Annotated in this window: 19 protein-coding genes; 18 read left to right on the top strand and 1 reads right to left on the bottom strand. The window is 35.2% G+C overall.

Annotation, left to right across the window (positions count from 1 at the left end; translation table 11 throughout):
* Positions 1-444: 444 nt before the first annotated feature.
* The 3 genes from U8D43_RS07800 to U8D43_RS07790 all read left to right on the top strand — a co-directional run bounded on the left by U8D43_RS07800 (position 445) and on the right by U8D43_RS07790 (position 2,094).
* Complete coding sequence (locus U8D43_RS07800; RefSeq protein ID WP_442893579.1) at positions 445-666, top strand: VOC family protein; 222 nt, start codon at positions 445-447, stop codon at positions 664-666.
* A 103-nt stretch (positions 667-769) separates the two neighbouring features.
* Positions 770-1,078 carry a VOC family protein gene (locus U8D43_RS07795; RefSeq protein ID WP_335870622.1) on the top strand — a complete coding sequence of 103 codons (309 nt, stop codon included), beginning with the start codon at positions 770-772 and terminating at the stop codon, positions 1,076-1,078.
* Between the two features lie 86 nt (positions 1,079-1,164).
* On the top strand, positions 1,165-2,094 hold the full coding sequence (locus U8D43_RS07790; RefSeq protein WP_335870621.1) for a manganese-dependent inorganic pyrophosphatase: 930 nt from the start codon (positions 1,165-1,167) through the stop codon (positions 2,092-2,094).
* Between the two features lie 549 nt (positions 2,095-2,643).
* Here U8D43_RS07790 and murB read toward each other — a convergent pair.
* A complete protein-coding gene (murB, locus tag U8D43_RS07785) occupies positions 2,644-3,549 on the bottom strand; it encodes a UDP-N-acetylmuramate dehydrogenase (protein ID WP_335870620.1) in 906 nt (301 codons plus the stop codon).
* 601 nt (positions 3,550-4,150) lie between these two features.
* Between murB and U8D43_RS07780 the strand changes: the two genes are divergently transcribed.
* The 15 genes from U8D43_RS07780 (at position 4,151) to U8D43_RS07710 (ending at position 21,345) form a co-directional block, all read left to right on the top strand.
* Positions 4,151-4,999, top strand: a complete 849-nt coding sequence (locus U8D43_RS07780) for a hypothetical protein (RefSeq protein WP_335870619.1) — start codon at positions 4,151-4,153, stop codon at positions 4,997-4,999.
* 1,672 nt (positions 5,000-6,671) lie between these two features.
* Positions 6,672-7,418 carry a YveK family protein gene (locus tag U8D43_RS07775; protein WP_335870618.1) on the top strand — a complete coding sequence of 249 codons (747 nt, stop codon included), beginning with the start codon at positions 6,672-6,674 and terminating at the stop codon, positions 7,416-7,418.
* Positions 7,411-8,037: a CpsD/CapB family tyrosine-protein kinase gene (locus tag U8D43_RS07770; protein ID WP_335870617.1), complete on the top strand. Its 627-nt coding sequence runs from the start codon at positions 7,411-7,413 to the stop codon at positions 8,035-8,037. Before U8D43_RS07775 ends, U8D43_RS07770 begins: the two co-directional genes overlap by 8 nt.
* A gap of 11 nt (positions 8,038-8,048) precedes the next feature.
* Positions 8,049-9,479, top strand: coding sequence for an oligosaccharide flippase family protein (locus tag U8D43_RS07765; protein ID WP_335870616.1), 1,431 nt, complete (start codon positions 8,049-8,051; stop codon positions 9,477-9,479).
* Positions 9,480-9,525: 46 nt separating this feature from the next.
* On the top strand, positions 9,526-9,666 hold the full coding sequence (locus tag U8D43_RS07760) for a hypothetical protein (RefSeq protein WP_335870615.1): 141 nt from the start codon (positions 9,526-9,528) through the stop codon (positions 9,664-9,666).
* A gap of 158 nt (positions 9,667-9,824) precedes the next feature.
* Positions 9,825-11,072: an O-antigen ligase family protein gene (locus U8D43_RS07755; protein WP_335870614.1), complete on the top strand. Its 1,248-nt coding sequence runs from the start codon at positions 9,825-9,827 to the stop codon at positions 11,070-11,072.
* 14 nt (positions 11,073-11,086) lie between these two features.
* Entirely contained in the window at positions 11,087-12,157 is a 1,071-nt protein-coding gene (locus tag U8D43_RS07750; RefSeq protein ID WP_335870613.1) for a glycosyltransferase family 4 protein, read from the top strand.
* Between the two features lie 2 nt (positions 12,158-12,159).
* On the top strand, positions 12,160-13,815 hold the full coding sequence (locus U8D43_RS07745) for a glucosamine inositolphosphorylceramide transferase family protein (RefSeq protein ID WP_335870612.1): 1,656 nt from the start codon (positions 12,160-12,162) through the stop codon (positions 13,813-13,815).
* On the top strand, positions 13,812-14,429 hold the full coding sequence (locus U8D43_RS07740; RefSeq protein ID WP_335870611.1) for a sugar transferase: 618 nt from the start codon (positions 13,812-13,814) through the stop codon (positions 14,427-14,429). The genes U8D43_RS07745 and U8D43_RS07740 overlap by 4 nt, the downstream gene beginning before the upstream one ends.
* Position 14,430: 1 nt before the next feature.
* Positions 14,431-15,249, top strand: a complete 819-nt coding sequence (locus tag U8D43_RS07735) for a GNAT family N-acetyltransferase (protein WP_335870610.1) — start codon at positions 14,431-14,433, stop codon at positions 15,247-15,249.
* The gene (locus tag U8D43_RS07730; RefSeq protein ID WP_335870609.1) at positions 15,227-16,315 is read left to right on the top strand and encodes a GNAT family N-acetyltransferase; all 1,089 of its coding nucleotides are present in this window, start codon (positions 15,227-15,229) and stop codon (positions 16,313-16,315) included. Before U8D43_RS07735 ends, U8D43_RS07730 begins: the two co-directional genes overlap by 23 nt.
* Before the next feature lie 33 nt (positions 16,316-16,348).
* Complete coding sequence (locus U8D43_RS07725) at positions 16,349-17,536, top strand: aminotransferase class I/II-fold pyridoxal phosphate-dependent enzyme (protein WP_335870608.1); 1,188 nt, start codon at positions 16,349-16,351, stop codon at positions 17,534-17,536.
* Between the two features lie 99 nt (positions 17,537-17,635).
* Positions 17,636-19,459: a polysaccharide biosynthesis protein gene (locus U8D43_RS07720; RefSeq protein WP_335870607.1), complete on the top strand. Its 1,824-nt coding sequence runs from the start codon at positions 17,636-17,638 to the stop codon at positions 19,457-19,459.
* A 27-nt stretch (positions 19,460-19,486) separates the two neighbouring features.
* Complete coding sequence (locus U8D43_RS07715; RefSeq protein WP_335870606.1) at positions 19,487-20,713, top strand: glycosyltransferase family 4 protein; 1,227 nt, start codon at positions 19,487-19,489, stop codon at positions 20,711-20,713.
* 17 nt (positions 20,714-20,730) lie between these two features.
* Positions 20,731-21,345 (top strand): YdcF family protein, encoded by a 615-nt coding sequence (locus U8D43_RS07710; RefSeq protein WP_335870605.1) that lies wholly within the window; start codon positions 20,731-20,733, stop codon positions 21,343-21,345.
* The last annotated feature ends 3 nt before the right edge of the window (positions 21,346-21,348 follow it).

The following is a 21,348-nucleotide window of genomic DNA, read 5'->3' as shown; positions in this document are numbered from 1 at the left end:
AAAGAGCACCTTTATGAATACAAACGAAAACATCTAATTGTTGTTTTTCTTCGTTAAATACACAGGTTTCGATATACCATGGTTCTGTAATATGAAAGAGACTATCAATATCTTGGATTTCTACCTTCATTCCGAATCACCTACTATTTTAGTAACCAGTATGGACAGGGGTAAATCATTTTAAACAGCGAAGAAGCCTTTTTTTATAGAAATGATCTAAGCCACCAATTAGTGATTGTTTGCCGCCTTAGGGTGAGCCACTTCGCATGTCGGTATTTTTTCTATTCATCTAAGCGCTTTTAATAAGATTATTTTCGCAAAGTTTGTTGCTTTTCGGATCCGTCTGTTTTTGATGGAAAACAACAGCAAAATGGAAGATTTAGTAAAAAACAATTGAAGTAGCCACGATGTATACGAAAATACCCTTTAATAATGGGGAAATATATGGAGATCACTGCTGTCCACTATATTGTGATTATTTGTCGCAACTATGAAAAATCTAAACACTTCTATACGGGTATACTAGGACTAGAGCCCATTCGAGAAGTTTATCGAGAAGAATGTAATTCCTATAAATTAGACTTGGCTCTTGAGGGTACATATGTAATAGAATTATTTTCTTTTAAGGCTCTTTTCGCAAAGTTTGTTGCTTTTCGAATCAGTTGATCATCTATGATATAGCTTTGTTTCGGGCATCATTTCGTCTGTTTTTGATGGAATTCAACAGTGGTATGGGTGATTTAATCAAAAATCAGATGAAATAGCCACAATGTATACGAAAAGAGCCTTTGGAAAAGAGCACGAAGTCATACAAGTCAAGGGATTCCTTCTTATTCGAAAAGCCACAATCTTTGCGAAAACAGCCTCTTTTAAAGAAGCACCTAATCGGCCTAGTTATCCTGAGGCTGCAGGGCTCAGACATCTTGCTTTTGCTTTAGAGGATATCGTTGAAGCAGTGAGGGACTTGACTTCAAAAGGAATTGAAGTAGAAAAGATTCGTGTCGATCCCTACACGTCAAAAAGGTACACGTTTTTTGCTGATTCCGATGGGCTCCCGATTGAATTATATGAAAAATAATATAGTGTGAAGCCTCTAGCACTAAAATGTGCTAAAATAGGATTCGGTTAAGACCTATATAAAATTATACATAAAGGAGAATTTTTATGGAGAAAACACTTATTTTCGGACATAAAAATCCAGATACCGATACGATTACATCTGCGATTGTTTATGCAGATTTAAAAACACAGTTAGGCATGGATGTAGAGCCTATTCGACTTGGTGAAGTTAATGGTGAAACGGAATATGCGCTTCATTATTTCGGAGTGAACGCGCCTCGTCTAGTGACTGAAGTGGCAGCAGAAGCGAGCACCGTTATTTTAGTCGACCATAATGAGCGTCAACAAAGTGCTGACGATATTGACGACGTTCGTGTGTTAGAGGTTATTGATCACCATCGCATTGCGAATTTCGAAACGAGTGACCCGCTTTACTACCGTGCAGAGCCCGTTGGTTGTACGGCGACGATTTTAAATAAATTGTATAAAGAAAAGGGCAAACCAGTTTCTAAAGAAATGGCAGGGCTAATGGTATCGGCAATTATTTCTGATACGCTTTTGCTAAAATCGCCTACATGTACTGTGGAAGACGCCGAAGCAGCTAAAGAGCTCGCGCAAATGGCTGGTATTGAACTTGAGAGCTATGGTCTCGAAATGTTGAAAGCTGGAGCAGATATGAGCAAGAAAACAATTGCAGAGCTCGTTTCTTTAGATGCGAAAGAATTTCAAATGGGTGAAAGTAAAGTAGAAATCGCTCAAGTTAATGTTGTAGATGCGATGGATGTGTTAGGTCGTCAAGCTGATCTAGAAATGGCGCTTTCGACGCTAATTGCTGATAAAGAACTAGATTTATTTGTATTTGTAGTGACAAATATTTTAACAAATGATTCTGTTGCTCTTGCGTTAGGATCCAAAGCAAGCGCAGTGGAAGAAGCGTATGGTGTGAAGCTTGATAATCATACGGCTGTACTGAAAGGTGTCGTCTCTCGTAAAAAGCAAGTGGTGCCTGTTTTAACGAATATCTTGAGTGAATAATGCTGCTCAGTCTCTATACTTGCAATCAAAAACCGGAAGCTAAATAAAGGCTTCCGGTTTTTGATTGTGTTGCTATGTAGTCTCTTCATTTTTCGGAAAAGACATTGAGAGGGTCTGATACTTCTTGGAATCAGGCCCAAATGAGAAAGATTAGTGTCTCTCTTTATTGGTGGTGCGGCTGATGACTTTTAAAAGTAGATGTTTTTCTTCGTACGTCAACATTTGCCAACTACCTGCTTTGATTCTCATTTTTTCGCCCACTCCTTTAATTAGAATTCGGAAAATCTAGGTGGAATGATTTCAAAGGTGGTCCCGTATATTATTTTAACTATCATTACCTCTATTTTTAAGAAAGAAAACAACCAATATTCCCACAAGTTTAGACGGAAGTTCCTACAGACTTTAGTCTATTTTGTAAGTGTTAAGAAAATAGTGGGGAAAGAGTCACTATTTCCGGGGAGATATTAAGTGGATTCTGTCTATATATGCAAATAAAAAAACTGTGAAAAATCACAGTTTTTTGTTTTAAAGGTTTTTTATTGTAAAAATTTACTCGTCTTCTCCAATAATTCGTACTTCGCGCTCGAGGTCAACGTCAAATTTTTCTTTAACGGTTTTCTGAACATGTTCAATCAAGGAAATGTATTCGGTTGCCGTAGCTTCGTTTTTATTGACGATAAAGCCCGCATGCTTTGTCGATACTTCAGCTCCGCCAATACTTTTTCCTTGGAGTTCACTATCTTGAATGAGTTTTCCAGCAAAATAGCCTGGAGGTCGTTTAAAGACTGATCCACAAGAAGGATATTCAAGTGGCTGTTTCGATTCTCGTTTAAATGTGAGGTCATCCATGATGGCTTTAATGTCTTCATATTTTCCTGGTTTTAAGCGGAAGGTAGCTTCTAAGACAATGTCGCCTTTTTCAGGAATATTACTATGGCGATAATCTAATTCAAGATCTTTGGCTGTGCGTTTAACCAACTCGCCATTTGAATCAACAACATAGGCATAATCAAGACAATCCTTAATTTCACCTCCGTAGGCTCCAGCGTTCATAAACAAAGCGCCTCCAACTGTTCCAGGAATGCCACAAGCAAATTCTAAGCCGGATAAGTTATGCTGTAGTGCAAAGCGGGAGGCATCAATGATAGCAGCCCCGCTTTGAACAGTTAACTGTGAGTCCTTTACCATCGTATTTTTCAGCTCTTTTAATAGAAGGATAACTCCACGTATTCCACCATCTTTTACAATCAGATTGGACCCATTTCCAAGAAGAGTTAAAGGTATACCTTCTTTATTTGTAAGCTTCACGATGTTTTGAACCTCTTCATATGTTTGTGGAAGAACAATAAAGTCAGCTTTTCCTCCGAGTTTTGTATACGTATGGTTTCTTAAAAGCTCATCACAAAGAATTCGATCTTCATTCAATATCGATATCAAGTTATTATAAACATTCATAATCATCATTCCTATAAATATTAAATTTTTTATTAAGTTATTTACCTTATGTTGAGTATTATAGCATAAACACACCATTCCACTATAGAGAGAAGGACAGGAGATTTTGCATTTGAAAAAACGCTTAATTTTGAAGTTCATCCCAAACAAATAGCAGAGGCTGATGGAATTGGGCTTATGATAGCATATGTTGTCATTGAAAAAAAGTACAGTATTTTCTATTTCAACAACATCGCTTTTTGATATGTACCTTAAGGAAGTAAAGTCGAGTCTAATAGTACGTATTTTTTAAAGGGGATTTTGAAATAAACAATTATTATCTCATTTGCTAAACGTAGACAAACGATATAGAAGGTTTCATGAACCATATTATTTAGAAATAGAAGCTTCATGTAAATCTCAGGAATACATAAGCGAGATCAAGAAAGTTGATGTAGAATCTACTAATATTCAGACTATCTGTTATTTTCTACTTAGGCGAAGGAAATAAAATAGAAAAAGATAGAGTTGTGCAATTAATCTCTTAAACTACCTTTTAATCTAGCACATATTCAATAGTATTCTCATATAATGTATGAAATAATTTATGGAGGTTATAAGTATGAGTTCATACAATTTTGTGTATGTAGATGATTTTACCGGGAACACAGATCAGTCGAAAATACAAGCTGCTATTGATTTTTCGAACACTTCTCAACAAAAAGACGTTCTGCTGTCAGGTAGGAATTATGTATTAACCGGAGGAATAATAATCAAAAATGGTGTTAAACTTCATTTTAGCTATGGAACAAAGTTTATTATCTATGGTAACTTTCGTGTCGTGACTTTAGAACGAGGTGCTTCGATGAAGGGAGCATATATCGCTATTGACTCAACGAGTTTTAATTCTGAAGTAATTTATCTGGACGGTAAATATAAATATTATAATTCATGGTTTAGAACTAAAATTGAAAACTTAATAATCAATAACTGGACGGGAAACAATAAAGGGATAGGTATAGAATATTATGCAAATGGACAAGGTCATGAAATATCATTCGTAGATGCAGATAATGTGAAACTTATCGGGCTAAATACAGCAATCAAGATGACAGCAATTCAGCCAGATAGTGGATATAGCTGGATAAATGCCAATCGATTTTTAGACGTTACAATTGATGACTGTGTTCATGGTGTCATCATGGATTCAAGTGAAACTATTCCAAATGAATGTAGTGGAAATATTTTTTCAAACATGCAGATACAGCCTTCTACAAAGACAAAGAGCCTCTTTAAGGTATCTGGACAATATAATTCTTTCAATGGAACGGCTTGGGACCTAAGTCTTATCCCTAACAGTTTTACTCCGGTTGAATTAACTCAAAATAGTGCCTATACAAAATTTGATGTCAGCGCCATTCCAAATGGGGATATTTTAGATAATGGTACTGACAATCAAATTAGTTCCTAGTTTTTTGTGAGGATCTTTAGTCTCAAAAAGTAAAGGTAGGATTGATGGTTTCAGCGATTATATCTGATACGCTCTTGCTTAAAATCACCTACAAAAACTTTGGAAGAGGCGTATGGTGTAAAAGTTTGATAATCATATGGCTAAATTGAAAGGTACCGTCTCTTGTAATAGCAGATGGTGCCTGTTTTACGATTATCTAAAATAAATAGCCATTAATAATGAACAATACATATGACAAAAACTTTGTATCTGAGCTTCATGTACAAAAGAGGAATCTTCAGGGCTGTCACATCCAGAATCCTGTACAGGGTATTGTTAAATAAAATCCATGAAAAAGAAATAAACCTGATTGTATGGTTATCTTCCATTATTGGCTAGAGATTTGAACAATTCAAATATAATTTAGTACACAGAAGCAGATTTTGCTGAGAAGAGAAGTAGCATCCAAGAGATACTATAATCTTTCAATACATTAATCAATTTCATAATACCTATATATAGTCATTTGGATTCAACATATAGTTGAATTAAATCGCCTGCAACATATGTTGGGATGATATAGCTAGTTAATGACATTATGAAATTGCCTCACATAGTAATTATTTAGAAATTGTAGTGGAAAATTACTATTTCATTCGTTATAATGAACAGTATATAAATATTTAGTGTCAGATTCTATAGATATATTTGTTGAGATTATATTGTTTTTAAAAGTGAATAGTCTTACTGTGGAATATCGATTGTAACGAACTGTTAAGGGAAGAAATTAATTTAAATTCTCCTTATGGTCATTGAATATGACTTAAATTAATTTGGCTATTTTCGCAAAGTTTGTTGCTTTTCGAACCAGTCTGTAAACGGTGATATAGCTTTGTTTCGGGCATCATTTCGTTTATTTTTGATGGAAATCCACAGTGAAATGGGCGATTTAATCAAAAATCAGATGAAATAGTCACAATGTATACGAAAAGATCCATTAATTAACATTTGATTCCAAAATGTGAGCAGAGGTGAGAGGGGAGGGGCATCTTAAGATAAGCTTATAATGAGTGTAATTTTCATCTGAAAAGATTAAACTTTTTTCAAGCGAAGGGAATTAGGAGCAAAAATTCCACTTCAATTTATTGATTGTTATTATTCTCGTAAAACTTTTACAAATCCACTCATCTAATAGTTTAATTAACACAAAAATCCTTAATTTAAGATCAATAGGAGTTTATATAAACCGTAGTAGTATTAGTGTTGAAGGGAGGAAAATTACGATCAATTTAAGATTCAAGCAGCAATAGATTTTCCAGGGAAATTTCAACAACATATTGCATCCTAATGGCGTTAAATAGTTTTTCTGAAATTGCTTAGTGTGGGGCCACAGTAAGCAGGGAGTATTTTGCTAATAAACCTCAACTTTTTACTCCGAAGATTGATATTTAGTTAGATAATTTATATAGAGATGAAGAATTTCTCATTGGGAATACGACCCTTGATAAGTATTTTGTTCTTTATTTAGAATTTAAAATACACTATAAAATACTATTAACGTTTGATTATTAGAGATTATTATTTTGTGAAACGAATAGTAATATTTGTAATTATAGTTAAAAAATAGTAAATTTGTTCTTAATAAAGAATGAGCTTGAAGAGAAGCTTTGAATTGAATATAGGAGGAATGGAAATGGATGGGAAAACAGATATAAAAACACTTTTCAGAATTCTGTTAAGGCGAAAAATTACGTTAGTGTTAACGACCGTTCTCTTCATGGCTATATCTATTTTAGTTTCATTGTTTGTAATTAAACCCACCTATGAATCGACGGAGTACATCTTAGTGGGTCCACTGCAAGCAAACGGCGAATATCAGGAAGAAATTGAAATTAATCGTTTGCTTGCATCGACTGTTGACTTAATCAATAGTCCCCTAGTTCTAAAAACTGTTCAAAACCAGTTGAACATTAAAGAAGTAGAAGAAATCGAAGGGATTGTAAATGTGAACTCCAATCGGAATTCACAAATCATTACCATCTCAGCTAGACATCATGAAGCAGAATTTGTACAAACACTTACCCGTTCTTATGCTTTAACTTCTATAGAGAAAATGAATAATTTATTAGGTGTGGAAAGTTTGCAAATACTTAACGGTTCGGATGGAGTCTCGTTGAAGAAGTTAGGTAGTCCATTCTTAAACATGGCAATCGGTTGCTTTATTGGTTTATTCTTTGGAATTAGTTTAGCGATGTTACGTGAACATTTTGATGATTCTATTAAATCGATTGAGGAAATTGAGACAGTGTGTAGTGTTCCAATTATAGGAGAGCTTTCTATAAATCCTAAACAAAGAAGGAATGGAAAAAGATGGAACAAAAGGTGGAGAGCTGCAAACAAGAATATTAAAGTAAGAAAGAGAGGGGAAATAGGTGCTTAGAACGATAAGAAAAACTAAATATATCGCTAAGCTAGATGAAGGGTCGAAGAGTACGGAACAAATTCGAATGGTTAGAGGAAGGCTGGATTCTATTGTGAGAGATCAAAATAGTGTTCTCCTGGTTACCTCTCCAAGTATAGTAGGAGAAACAGCAGAAATTTCATTCAATCTTGCACTTTCCTATACGGAACAAGGATTTAGTGTTCTCCTCGTTGACGCAAGTTTTAGAGACCCTATACTCCATGATTGGTTTGAAGTTTCTTTAAATGCTAGTTATAGGAACTTTCTTAATGGGGAAAAAATAGGACTTTATGCAGGGAGAACAAACATTTCAAACTTGTCTTTTTTGTCATTTGGCGAATATCAGTCTTCTCACCCACTTTGGAGTAAAGATCTCGAGCAATCAATAGAGGAGTTAAAAAAGGACTATGAATATATTATTATTCTTGCACCCCCTTTTCAACAGTCGTCTGATACACAGATGATTTCACAATACTGTGATGGGGTGATCTTAGTGGTCAAGGAATGCAAAGAGAAAATTCAAGAACTCAAAAAAACTATCCGGCATTTAGAGCATATTAGTGCTCCACTGAAAGGCATAATTTATCAGAATAAATAGGGCGGGGTAAAATGAAATCAGGACACGGTCGAAACTCTGTAGCTACAAATATTATTCACTTACTTTATAGTACCGCATTTTCTAGTGTATTAAATGCTACCGCATTAATCGTGTTAGCTTCATATTTAGATGCTCATTATTATGGATTGTTTAGTGTGGCACTTGCAATGGCGCTAATCATGGCATTTTTCACGGACATAGGTTTAAGTGATATTGCATTAAGAGAGGGTTCAAAAATAGATGCGAATATTTCCGATATACTTTCCTCTTATATCAGGCTAAGGTTTTGGTTGGTTCTAGTAACGTTATGTATTGGTTTTCTCGTCATATATTTTACTTATCAAGATCAAATGGATCTCTTAGTTGCTAGTTTTTGTTTAATAACACCAATGGTAATTGGAGTAACTCTGCAAAGCTTTGGAGTTACCTATTTCCAGCTAATAGAAAAGATGCAATACATGGGGTTAATTCGGATAATATCTGCAGTTTTACTTTTTGTCAGTATTTCAATTGGTATGTTGCTGTCTTTATCTCCTATTATTCTTACCACTCTCTACGGAATGTCCTATTTAATAGGTGGTATTTTCGCTGCAATTCTAGTCTTGAGACAAATTAAGATCTCACTTAAAAGCAAATTTCATAAGGGGTTGTACCATAAACTGGGATCTTTTACTTTAGGGGGTTTACTATTTGTCATCATACCTCAAATGGGTCCGTTACTATTAGAAAAAACAGTCACTCTCGTTGAAGTTGGTTTGTTTGCTGTAGCCTACCGAATCCCTCAAGCGTTGCAAAAACTACCGTTTATTGTTGCAGGCGCCTATTATCCTGTTTTGTTCCGATATTATAATCAAAAAAAATACGATGATCATCTTGATATTCATATTAAACAAGTGAAAATAATGTCGGTACTTGGAATGGTTATGCTTTTACCCCTCTACTATTTCTCGGAAAGCATTATTCGGATTTTGTTTGGAGAAGAATGGATATCCGCTACTATACCTTTGAAAATACTATCGCTTATGTTATTGCTACAGGCTGTCAATATAGCTCTAGCAGATGGTCTAACAAGTATTTCTCGTCAAAACTCACGAACGATTATTCAAGTAATAGCAGTAATTGTTGGAATTGGACTATACCTACCATTCAGTGCGTATTGGGGGGTTACTGGAGCTGCAATAGCTGGTGTATCTGTTGAAGTAGTAATGCTAATTGGATTTTGGGGATGTCTACCATCCAAAATAGAAATGGCGAAAAAAGCGTTAATTCCATATGTGAGTAGCATGTTCGGTAGTTTGCTAGTTTTTGAGCTGATTTTCAAAAATTATCTATGGGTAGGTTTAATTGGCAATTTGGTGTTTGTTGGGATTATTCTTTATTTAGATAAGGCTGCTTTCGCAAAGTTTGTTTCTTTTCGAATCAGGTTACAATCTATGATATAGCTGGATCAAGAAAAGCGGAAGTGGCTCGCCCTGAGGCGGCAGGCAAATGACAGAACACGCAGTGAAGCCTGCTTCACGTAGTGGGCTGGCATTTGACCCGAGCCTCAGAGCCACAGAAGCTGGATCAAGAAAAGCGGAAGTGGCTGCCCAGGGACGGCAGGCAGGCATCTGTCAGAACACGAAGTGAAGCCTGATTCACGTAGTGGGATGGATCATTTAGTCAAAAATCAGATGAAATAACCAAAATGTATACGAAAAAAGCCTTAGATAAAGAAATGAGAAAGGAACTGTTCAAGGAGAGCAAGTGGAATAAGGTGAGCCAAATAAACAAAGAGGAGGAGCAGTATGGAAGGTAATCATTCTTCACAATCTAATCGTATGCGCATATTTTTATTGTTTTTTTCAGTAACACTTGCCAACTTTTACTTTTACATTGGATTTGCAGTCAAACCCTATATGCTATTCTCGCTGTTATTCGTACTCATTCATTTAACCAAGTTCTACTTTCACCGCTTGCAAATCTTTGAGGTTGGTATGTTGTTATTTTATTTATCCTACATGTATACAGGTACATTTGCGCTGTATCCTTCCGCAAGTCTACGAATCATTTTTGGAATAATTATATACATCACCTGCTACTTTATTATGAAGGTAATGATTGGTGATGCAGATGATAAAGATATTGATAAAGCAATTGGTGATGTTGGTATTGTCTTTAATGCAAGTAGTTTAATATTATACGTCCTTGGACTTCAGGCCTTTCAGTTTCTTTTTGAAGGCGATGGTATTTCTAAGTTTGGTGTTCTAATGGATCGTAATTATCCAAGGTTAATAGGGTTATTACAAGACCCAAATTTTTTTATTTTCTATAATACTATTTTTATTAGCTATTTTCTTTGTAATAGTAATACTTTAAAAAATAAAGTTGGTTTACTTCTTTCTTTATTGACAACCTTCCTAACCTTTTCAAGGGGTGGGTTGCTCGCGGTGATAAGTATTTTCCTTGTATTCATGCTTATGAATAATTTAGCTAAAAACATAAAATTTCTTATTACAGGATTACTGACTTTTAGTTGTATAGCCTATATATCTGTAGTCATGCTGAAATTTGATGCTATTGGCATATTAAATTCACGTGTACAAGATTTTTCGAGCGATGGTGGAAGTGGAAGGTTCACTCTATGGGCAAGAGCGTGGGATTATTTTGAAGGTCATATATTAGTAGGCCTAGGTGCATTTAACTTTTCAAGTTACAATTTCTATAATTTTGGAGACACTCAAACGGTACATAATACTTATTTAGATATCCTCTCAGAATCTGGACTAATAGGTATTACTAGCTTCTGTTTCTTTCTTCTGTTAGTAATCTATCAGCTTTTTAAACACAATATTCATCGTGAAAAGCCTTATCTATTTATTACTTTTATCGCATATCTTCTCCAATTTGCCTCTTTGTCGGTTATTATAAACGATATGTTTTTTCTATATATGGCAATATTGGCAACCTATTTACATAAACTTCAATTTTCTCAAAATCGTTATACGAGAAGATACCCAAAACCAATATTAAAACCATTAATATATTCACGATAGAAAGGGTGGGGGAAATGAATGTCCTTTTACTAACCGATAAGCTAATTACCGGAGGAGCAGAATATTATTTTTGTAAATTAGAAAATGATTTACAATCTCCGGATATAACTTTCTTTTCTGCCGCTGCGGGAGGAGAATTGATAACTAGACTGAAACATAGTGATCGGTATATTCCTATTACTAGACAACAGCATCTAAAAAACCTCCGTCAGCTTCGAAAGAGAATCATAGATCACGAAATTGATTTAATTCATGCCAATAGTCTTAGGATGGTCTTGTATTCCATTATGCTAAAAAAACTCCTTAATCGGCCTTTAAAATTAATCTATACGAAGCACAATGTGACGTATTTGGAAAAAAAGAAACCACTAATTTTTCGACGTTTATTAAAAAATTATGTTGATAAAATTATTACTGTGAGTAATTTTGAGAAACATAATTTAACTTCATTAGGAATACCGCCAGAACAGATAGAAACGATATACAATGGCGTAGATTTGAAGCGTTTTAAATTCAAGTCAAAACAAGAGAAAAGTGTAAAAAAAGTGGGTATTCTTGCACGACTTTCTGTTGAGAAAAACCATCGTCTTTTTTTAGAAATTGCAAAAGAATGTGAAAAAAATCCATTACTTCAATTTTATATTGCAGGAGATGGACCTGAAGAAGAATCGATAGTATCCATGATTTCACAATTAAATTTATTTGATAAAGTGAAATTGGTCGGAAGGGTCAATCAACCAGAAAAATTTATTAGTGAGATGGATATCCTTCTCTTAACGTCACATCTTGAAGTGTTTCCAATGGTCATAATCGAAGCAATGGCGGTGGGAACGCTGATTATATCCATAGATAGAGGAGGGATCGGTGAGGCAATTGTCGACGGAGAAACAGGTTTTTTAATCGCCAATCCAGAAGCTTCTCTCTTTTCAAAAAGAATCCATTCACTTGCCTTAGATTCACAGGTTAATCATAGAATTATCCACGAAGCAAGAGCCAAAGCCGAAAGTGAGTACTCAGCAGAACAAATGGTGGACAAGACGCTACAACAATATTTGATTTATCAATCTGAAAAGAGTTTGTGTTAACTATGGTTAAAGGCAATGAAATTGGCTTTGGTCTTATCCATGATGGAGATGAATTAACCCTGTGGGAACAAAAAGTATTGAAAAAGCTAGTGGTTATTGAAGGAGTGGGACTACGGTTTATTATCTTGAAAAAACGGAATATTCAATTTTTTAAGAAGATAAAAGATAGTCTGCTAAAAGAAAAATTAAGTTCGACACAGATTATCTTTGTTACTAGTGAGTTGCAAACGTTTCTCACTGATAAAGACAAAAAACAACTGGATACAACCTCTTTAGACTTTTTGCTTTATTTAGGTAACGAGGGTGTGAATAGTGAATTTAATAAATTTGCAAAGCATGGGGTTTGGCAATTTCATTTTGGAAATCCTCAAGAAAGTGATTCCCCTTGGGCACTTTTACAGAGCTTCAGTAAAGGGCACTTAGTAACACCAGCAATTCTTTATAGAATAAAATACAGAGAAAACAAAAGGGAAATTATCATGAAGGGACATTTGCCTTCTATTCCTTATTCCTACAATAAGCATAGGAAGCACTTGAAATCAGCAGTATCTTCTTGGCCAGCACAGATGTGTAACAGACTTCTTGGTGGAGACAATCTAGAGATAGACTCCGAGATCAGAATAGTTGAAAGAAGTAAGTCGCATGCCCATATCCATTGGTCGTTTGTTTTAACGACAATTAAGCAATCTTTCAAACGAGTGATCGACAAATTATTTTTATATGAAAACTGGAGTATTGGGATTGTCAAACAACCGATCTATACATTCTTAGAAAATAACACACCGAAGATTGAATGGCTCTCCTTAAAGAAAAATTCCTATATTGCAGATCCTTTTGGATATTTAAATGACGAAGGCGAAGTCGAGATATTAGCTGAAGAAGTAGACATGGTTGGGTCGAAAGGGTATATCAAATCCTTTTTACTAAACAAAGATGCAAAGATCACTAGTTCACAAGCAGTTATTAAGCAACGAGAACATATGTCCTACCCATATCTTGTGAAGGAAGCAGGGAAGACCTATTGTATCCCGGAAACATCTGAAGCAAATGAAGTAGTAATTTACCAACTTGAAAACAAATCATGGAAGAAAAAAGCTGTGTTACTAGAGGGAGTGAAGGCCATTGACTCAACGGTAATTAAGCATGCGGGTTATTGGTGGTTATTTTGTACCATTAGTAATGAAACAACGAAAAGTGAGCATAGTGAATTACATCTATACTACTCGGAAGATTTGTTTGAGGGGTGGACATCACATGTTCAAAATCCAGTTAAAATAAATATTGGTTCTAGTCGTCCGGCAGGTACACTTTTCATTCACGAGAATACTCTCTACCGACCTGCGCAGGATTGTTCTATCTCTTACGGCGAACAAATTATCGTTAATCAAATTATTACTTTATCAACAACGTCTTTTAAAGAACAGGAATTTACTCGGGTTATAGCCGATCAAACTAGTCCTTACCCTCATGGAATTCACACGATATCAGCAATAGGTGAGTGGACGTTAGTTGATGGTAAGCGGTCAAGTCATTCTTTCTATAATTGTATTCCTAAACTATCTAAACTATTGAAATTAATGACGGTCAGACGAATTGAGCAAAATCAGCAATTGAAAGTAGTTACAAGAAATATCGACAGAAAGGAAATTGATGGATGAAGCGGATAGTAGATACTCTTGTAAGCGCCTTACTTCTTCTTATTACATCACCAATTTGGCTTACAGCTGCACTATTAGTCAGCATTAGTATGGGAAGACCGATTCTTTTTAAACAGGTAAGGGTTGGGAAAGATGAAGAGCTATTTAACATCTATAAATTTAGAACTATGAATGAAGAGGTTGATAATAAAGGACGTTTGTTAATGGATGAACAACGATTGACCAAATTAGGTGGGTTTCTACGTTCCTACAGTATTGATGAGTTGCCTCAATTAGTGAATATTATCAAAGGTGATATGAGTCTTGTTGGTCCAAGACCACTGTTGCCAAGATATCTTCCATATTATACAGAAAAAGAACAAATTCGACATTCTGTGAGGCCTGGGATTACTGGGCTTGCCCAAATCAACGGACGTAACACAATTGGATGGAATCAAAGACTAGCATTTGATTCCTTTTATGTAGAAAATTATTCAATGGGTCTTGATTTGAAGATACTCTTCCAAACAGTAAAAATGATTGGAAATAAAAAGGATATTCAGGTTGTGACTACAATCCAGATGGTAGATCTTGATCAGGAACGCAAAGAAAAAAGTGTTTTACAGGAGGGATAGCTTGGAAATTGCCATAAAACCTTTAAAAAACGAAAATATAGACAAAATACCAAGCTTAATTTCCATGGGATTGGAGCCGTTCATCTTCAATAGAACTATTTATAGTTGTCATGGGTACGATGAATATATAAAAAAACAGCTAAATGAAGAGAGTGAGGAAGTTAGGTGGTTTGGAGTTTATCACCGAACAAAGGGTTTAATTGGATGTTCGGAATGGAGATTACTTGATGATTCTCTTTTATTAAATAATCTATTTGTTCATCCGGAATTTCGTGGACTTCAAATTGGAACAAAGCTGTTATTTGAGCAGGGGGTCGATTTAGCGGTATTTCATAAGAAAAAAAGGATTATTCTAGATGTGTTTGACCACAATTCAGTCGCGAAGGGATGGTACCAATCCATAGGTTTTAGAGTTATTAAATCAAAATTTTGGTATCAAATTCCATTTCCGGATGTAGGAGGTAGCGGAGAAAAAACGATTCTTATGTTAAATGAAGAAGAAGCAAAGAGAACTCATCAAAAATTTGGTTTTTCAATGTTGAAATGGAAAACAGAAAATGGAATAGCCTCAATCGGGAGAATAAAACACACACTTTACCGAATAGTGACTCCGATGGGTCTCGAAGATTTGTCACTATTATATGAAATGAAGCGTTATGATGATAATCGGCAAATTCTTTTGATAACAGAACAAACACAGCCGTATGACATACTTTGTACAAATGACCGAATGGAGATATCGGTAGAAGAACTTAGAGAAAGTGAGGAAAGAATGTTAGCGAAAAGGGGGAGTATTCATGAAAAATTATCAAACGTATGATCTTTCTCAACAAGACCAATGGAATTATTACTTCAATAGGCTAGAAGACAAAGACATTTACTTTTCTCCAAAATATTGCGAATTGTATGAAAGGAACGGGGATGGAAAAGCGATTCTTTTTATTTATCACGAACAAGAAAATTTTGTCTATTATCCATTTTTTATTCGTTCCTTAAAGGATCTCCCAGAATCAATCAACCCGTCCTCTGGAGAAGAGTTTTTTGACATCACAACCCCATATGGTTATGGAGGACCCAACCCCAATCTCAAGGGATGTGAAGATGAAAAGGGATTTCTACATCGATTTCATGATGTGTTTCATCAGTATTGCGTGGAGAATAACATCATAACAGAATTTATTCGTTTTCATCCATTATTACAAAATCAAAAGTATTTTGATGAGTCATTTATTCATTATAGTCGGAATACAGTTTACATCGATACCTCTATAGATAAAGAAGAAATTTGGGAGAATTATCATTCTACACATCGCAATCGCATAAGAAAATCGCTAAAAAATAACTTTAAGATTAGACATCGGTCTTTAAAGGAACATAAAGATTTCAGGCGTCTTTATTATTCTACAATGAACAAAAATAATGCGTTAGATTATTATTATTTTTCTGAACAATATTTAAACAATATCGAAGATTTGTTAGAAGACAATGTCTATTTAGTTGAAGTTCTATTAGAAGGTGAGGTAGTAGTCTCCAGCTATTTTCTTCAATTTGGATCTTATTTTCATTATCATTTACTTGGCTCGGATGAAAAATATTTAAATTATCTACCAGGCCATTTCTTAATTCACTATATGTCGATATGGGCAAAAGACAAGGGGGCAAAATATTTCCATTTAGGTGGTGGCTATTCCTCGGAAGACTTGCTTCTACGTTTTAAAAAAAGGTTTAACAAAACTGGACAAATCCCATTCTTTGTAGGGAAGAGGATTCACTGTGAAGAAAAATATGTTGAACTCACTAAAGAAATTTTGCATCAAGAGGATAGTTACTTTCCGATGTATCGTCATCCAAAGTTGTTTACAAAAGAAGTGGAGGTCAATTCGTAATTTACCAAACTATTAAAGAAGAGGTGAACGTGAATGATTTTGACAGAAAAGAAAATCTATCTTTCAGCTCCTCATATGACAGGAAACGAGCGAAAATATATTGACCAAGCGTTTGATACGAATTGGGTTGCTCCTCTAGGTCCTAACGTAGATGAATTTGAAAAATGTGTCGCCAAATACGTTGGGGTTGATCATGCATTAGCTTTAAATTCCGGAACAGCAGCCATTCACTTAGCACTAAAACTTTGTAATGTCGCACCAGGCGATATAGTCTTCTGTTCAACTCTGACCTTTGTCGCAAGTGTAAATCCCATTTTATATGAAAAGGGAATTCCCGTATTAATCGATTCAGATGAAGAAACGTGGAATATGAGCCCGAAAGCATTGAAAAAAGCATTTATTGAAGCAGTCAAAAATCATAAACTGCCCAAAGCTGTCATTGTAGTAAACCTTTATGGTCATAGTGCAAACATGGATGAAATTATTGCTCTTTGTAATCAGTATGATGTGCCGATTATCGAAGACGCAGCTGAATCGCTGGGCGCAGAATATAAGGGAAGAAAGAGTGGAACGTTTGGAAAGTACGGAATCTATTCATTTAATGGAAATAAAATCATAACAACTTCAGGTGGTGGAATGCTCGTTTCAAATGATAAGGAAGCAATGGAAAGAGCGAAATTTTTAGCCACACAGGCTAAGGATCCTGCGCTCCACTATCAGCATAGTCAAATAGGATATAATTATCGAATGAGTAATATTTTAGCAGGTATTGGAAGATCACAAATGGAAGTAATCGAAGAAAGAGTGGAAGCAAAACGGTGGATTTTTTGTCGATATGAACAAGAATTAGGTGAGATAAAAGGGATTAACATGATGAAAGAATCTCCAGATGTAAAACATAATCGGTGGTTAACAAGCATGACTATTGATACAGATTTGTTGGGTATTACACCAAGGGCTCTTATTGAATTTCTAAAAGAAGAGAATATTGAATCGCGTCCCATCTGGAAACCATTACATCTTCAACCACTCCTAGAGCAATGCGCATTTTTCCCTCATGATGAGAAGGGGAGTATTTCAGAAAAACTATTTCAAACAGGAATCTGTCTTCCGTCAGGGACAAATATGGATGAGCTAGATATAACTAGGGTAATAGCATGTATAAAACGATTTATCTCCCTGAATAAAGAAGAAGAGAGAGAGTTATTTTTAATGCCTTGATGTTCTATATAAAGAATTATTACATTTTATAAAGAATTTAATTGTGTATCGCAACCACTCACTTTTGATAGTAGAAATTCAGGAAAGGAGTTGTTAATTTTGAGTAAAACCAATCGTCTTTGGTCTTTAGTAGCAATTGATACACTAATTATCTTCATATCGATCTATTTGAGTACACTGTTGTTATTCCCAAATTCACCGATTTTCACTCTATCATTATTTATTCTATCTGGATTGTTGGTTCTTTCACATCTTATTCTGGCAACCTTTTATAAACTGTATAAGCGTGCCTGGGAATATGCCAGTTTAGATGAAATACTTATTATTATTAAGTCGGTTAGTCTTTCAATCATTTTTGTGATGGGCTTTCAATGGCTGGTATCTGACGACGTATATTTCAGAGTTCTCATTTCTACATGGATGCTTCAAGTTATACTCATAAGCGCTTCGAGAGTTTCGTGGAGACTAGTAATGAAAGAGGTAAAACACCAAAATACAACGAGAAAAAAGCGCACACTTATTATTGGCGCTGGATCAGCGGGGACATTAGTTGCTAGGCAATTAAGGCAGAGTCAAGAGTGCGAACTGTATCCGGTTGCATTCATCGATGACGATAAAAGAAAGCAACATCTTGATATTCAATGCATTCCGGTTGTAGGTGGGATGAATGTACTTAAGGAAAAGGTAGATCAATTAAATATTGAAAATATCGTCATCGCCATACCTTCATTGAATAAAAAGCAGCTAAATGAAATATATACGATGTGTCAACAAACAAATAAAACTACTCAGATGCTACCAATGTTTGAAGACTTAGTTACTGGAAAAATAGCAGTAAATGAAATAAAAGAAGTAGATGTAAGCGACTTACTAGGGAGAGAACCAATAGAACTAGATACCTACTCTATACAAAAGTATATTTCAGGAGGTGTCGTAGTGATAACTGGGGCAGGAGGATCGATTGGTTCTGAAATCTGTCGTCAAATTTCAGCATTCCATCCTGCACAACTCGTCCTGTTAGGAAGAGGAGAAAACAGTATCTATTCAATAGAGATGGAATTGAGAGCTCTTCAAAGTAAAGGAATAAACATAGTTACAGAAATTGCAGATGTTAGAGATCGAGATAAGATGTTTACCATAATGAAAAAATATAAACCAACGGCTGTTTTTCATGCAGCTGCTCATAAGCACGTTCCACTGATGGAACGAAACCCTGATGAAGCAGTGTCAAATAATATTTTTGGTACAAAGAATGTAGCCGAAGCCGCTGATGCTGCTGAAGTAGAAATTTTTGTGATGATTTCAACAGATAAAGCTGTTAATCCTACAAGTGTCATGGGTGCATCCAAACGCATCGCAGAAATGATAGTTCAAAACTTAGATCAACACAGTGTAACCAGATTTGTTGCGGTTCGTTTTGGTAATGTACTTGGGAGCCGAGGGAGTGTCATTCCACTATTTAAGAAGCAAATTATGAAAGGTGGACCTGTAACCGTGACACATCCGGACATGGAGCGCTTTTTTATGACCATTCCAGAAGCGTCAAGGCTCGTTTTACAAGCGGCTGCTTTAGCAAAGGGTGGAGAGATTTTTGTTTTAGATATGGGGGAACCTGTGAGAATTGTAGATCTAGCAAAGAACTTGATTAAATTAAGCGGCCTTACAGAAGAAGAAGTGGGCATTACTTATACGGGGATGAGACCTGGCGAAAAGTTATACGAAGAATTATTAAATGATGGAGAGGAAGAAACTCAACAAGTACACCCAAAAATCTATGTTGGGAAATCTCTAGATATAAATACTTATGCAGTTCTAGAGCAAATTAAAAACTTTGAGGAAATGGATGAAAATTCCTTGCGAAGATCTCTATTAGAAATTGCGAAAAACCCAGAACAGCTTATTCCAAAAACAGTTGTAAGTTAATGATTTAGAGAAAGGAAGTGAATTAATATGAAGGACACCCCTAAAAAAATTATATTAGTAGCACCTTTTACAATCTTACGAGGAGAAAAAGGATTCAACCGCTTCGAGTATATTGCGCGAAAACTCTCAGAGCAGGGCCATAAGGTTACGTTAGTGACAAGTAATTTTAGACATCAAACCAAGAAATTTAGAAATGAGGATGTAGTAAAGGATATGTCGGAAAAGGTGAACTATAATGTTGAGCTCATGGGAGAGAGAGGATACAAGAAAAATATAGGAATCGGAAGAGTTTTAAGCCATCGTCATTTTGCGAGAAATTTAAAAGCTTACTTAAAGACATTAAAACAAAAACCAGATCTTTTATATTGTGCATATCCAATGATGGAATCCGCGCTTGAGGTAGGCCGATATGCTAAACGAGAGAAAATTCCTTTTGTACTAGATATTCAAGATGTTTGGCCAGAAGCTATTAAGACGGCAGTTCCGCTTCCAGAGAAGATTACTAACGTAATGTTACTTCCTTTGACTCTTTATGCAAACAAGATCTATAAATTAGCAGATTATGTGGTGGGGGTTTCACAAAGTTATGTAGATAGAGTGGAGATGGTCAATAAATATGCAAAAATGTACTTGCCTGTTTATATTGGAACAGATCTAGGCTATTTTGATGATACGAAAAGGAAGAATGTTGTAGAAAAAAACACGTTTTGGATAACTTATATTGGTACATTGAGTTACAGCTATGATATTGAAACGGTTATTAAAGCGGTAGCACATTTAAAAAACAAAGGAATAAAAGATATACGTTTTAAAATTATGGGATCTGGCCCACATAAATCAAAATTTGAACTACTAGCCCAAACATTAGAAGCACCTGTTGATTTTTTAGGGCATTTATCTTATCAAGATATGGTTCCCCTCCTTTCACAATCTGATATTGCAGCAAATGCTATCTCGAGAGGTGCTCAACAAAGTATAACGAATAAAATTGGAGACTATCTTTCTGCGGGGCTACCAATATTAAATTCTAGTCAAAATGAAGAATTTAAGAAAATGATTTCTCAATATCAGCTAGGAGAAAGCTATTTGCCAGGAGATTATATAAAGCTTGCTACCCTTATTGAAGAGCTATATCATAATGAAATTTCACGAAAACTATATGGTAATAACTCTAGGAAGGTGGCTGAAGGTTATTTTGATCGTCGATACACCTATCAATCAATCTATCAATTGGTTAGAGATGTTAGTGGCTGATTCGGGTGGTAGCGAGGATGTCTATTAATCTTTGCTTAGGAAGGTATAAAAAAATACTATGCATTTTTTTACTATTCCTTTTGCTAATTTGCTTAGTACCTGGGAATTTTTTAACATACAGCGAAGTGCCACGGAAGTCAGACGTTATCATTGTCTTAAGCGGAGATGAAGGAAGGTTGGAAAAAGCTATTAGTCTATATCAGCAAAATTATGCTCCCCTTATACTGTTATCAAATGCAGGTGAAAAAGGATGGTTGTCTCACATAAAAAAGTGGGTGGATCGTGATCAGCTCCTGTTGGAGTGGGCTTCGATCAGTACTCAAGACAATGCTACTTATACAAAAGAAATGATGAAGGAGCAAGAACTAAGATCGGCAATAATTGTAACTTCAAATTACCATATGAGAAGAACGAAACTTCTCTTTGAGAAAGAATATCGAGGTAGCGATATTACTTTGAATTTTGTATCAAGTGATAGTTTTTATCAATCATATTTTTGGTGGACAAGCAAAAAAGGGCTTCTTATTACTGGAACTGAGTATATAAAGATGGTTGGAAATAGTTTTGGGATACATGGTGGGGTAGCGAAAAAAATCATCTACGCAATGTTTGAACGTTTTTTAGAGAATTGATGG

The sequence above is a fragment of the Bacillus sp. 2205SS5-2 genome (genome assembly GCF_037024155.1).
GTDB lineage: Bacteria > Bacillota > Bacilli > Bacillales > Bacillaceae_K > Bacillus_CI.
Note: the sequence above shows the minus strand (reverse complement) of the source record. Positions and strands in the feature narration are given on the sequence as shown.

Bases quoted from the DNA above. Each gene is read 5' to 3' on its own strand.
- U8D43_RS07740 (WP_335870611.1), top strand. From the start codon at position 13,812: ATGAAGCGGATAGTAGATACTCTTGTAAGCGCCTTACTTCTTCTTATT.
- U8D43_RS07765 (WP_335870616.1), top strand. From the start codon at position 8,049: ATGAAATCAGGACACGGTCGAAACTCTGTAGCTACAAATATTATTCAC.
- U8D43_RS07710 (WP_335870605.1), top strand. From the start codon at position 20,731: ATGTCTATTAATCTTTGCTTAGGAAGGTATAAAAAAATACTATGCATT.
- U8D43_RS07725 (WP_335870608.1), top strand. From the start codon at position 16,349: ATGATTTTGACAGAAAAGAAAATCTATCTTTCAGCTCCTCATATGACA.
- U8D43_RS07745 (WP_335870612.1), top strand. From the start codon at position 12,160: ATGGTTAAAGGCAATGAAATTGGCTTTGGTCTTATCCATGATGGAGAT.
- U8D43_RS07775 (WP_335870618.1), top strand. From the start codon at position 6,672: ATGGATGGGAAAACAGATATAAAAACACTTTTCAGAATTCTGTTAAGG.
- U8D43_RS07800 (WP_442893579.1), top strand. From the start codon at position 445: ATGGAGATCACTGCTGTCCACTATATTGTGATTATTTGTCGCAACTAT.
- U8D43_RS07790 (WP_335870621.1), top strand. From the start codon at position 1,165: ATGGAGAAAACACTTATTTTCGGACATAAAAATCCAGATACCGATACG.
- U8D43_RS07780 (WP_335870619.1), top strand. From the start codon at position 4,151: ATGAGTTCATACAATTTTGTGTATGTAGATGATTTTACCGGGAACACA.
- U8D43_RS07730 (WP_335870609.1), top strand. From the start codon at position 15,227: ATGAAAAATTATCAAACGTATGATCTTTCTCAACAAGACCAATGGAAT.
- murB (WP_335870620.1), bottom strand. From the start codon at position 3,549: ATGAATGTTTATAATAACTTGATATCGATATTGAATGAAGATCGAATT.
- U8D43_RS07715 (WP_335870606.1), top strand. From the start codon at position 19,487: ATGAAGGACACCCCTAAAAAAATTATATTAGTAGCACCTTTTACAATC.
- U8D43_RS07795 (WP_335870622.1), top strand. From the start codon at position 770: ATGTATACGAAAAGAGCCTTTGGAAAAGAGCACGAAGTCATACAAGTC.
- U8D43_RS07760 (WP_335870615.1), top strand. From the start codon at position 9,526: ATGACAGAACACGCAGTGAAGCCTGCTTCACGTAGTGGGCTGGCATTT.
- U8D43_RS07755 (WP_335870614.1), top strand. From the start codon at position 9,825: ATGGAAGGTAATCATTCTTCACAATCTAATCGTATGCGCATATTTTTA.
- U8D43_RS07750 (WP_335870613.1), top strand. From the start codon at position 11,087: ATGAATGTCCTTTTACTAACCGATAAGCTAATTACCGGAGGAGCAGAA.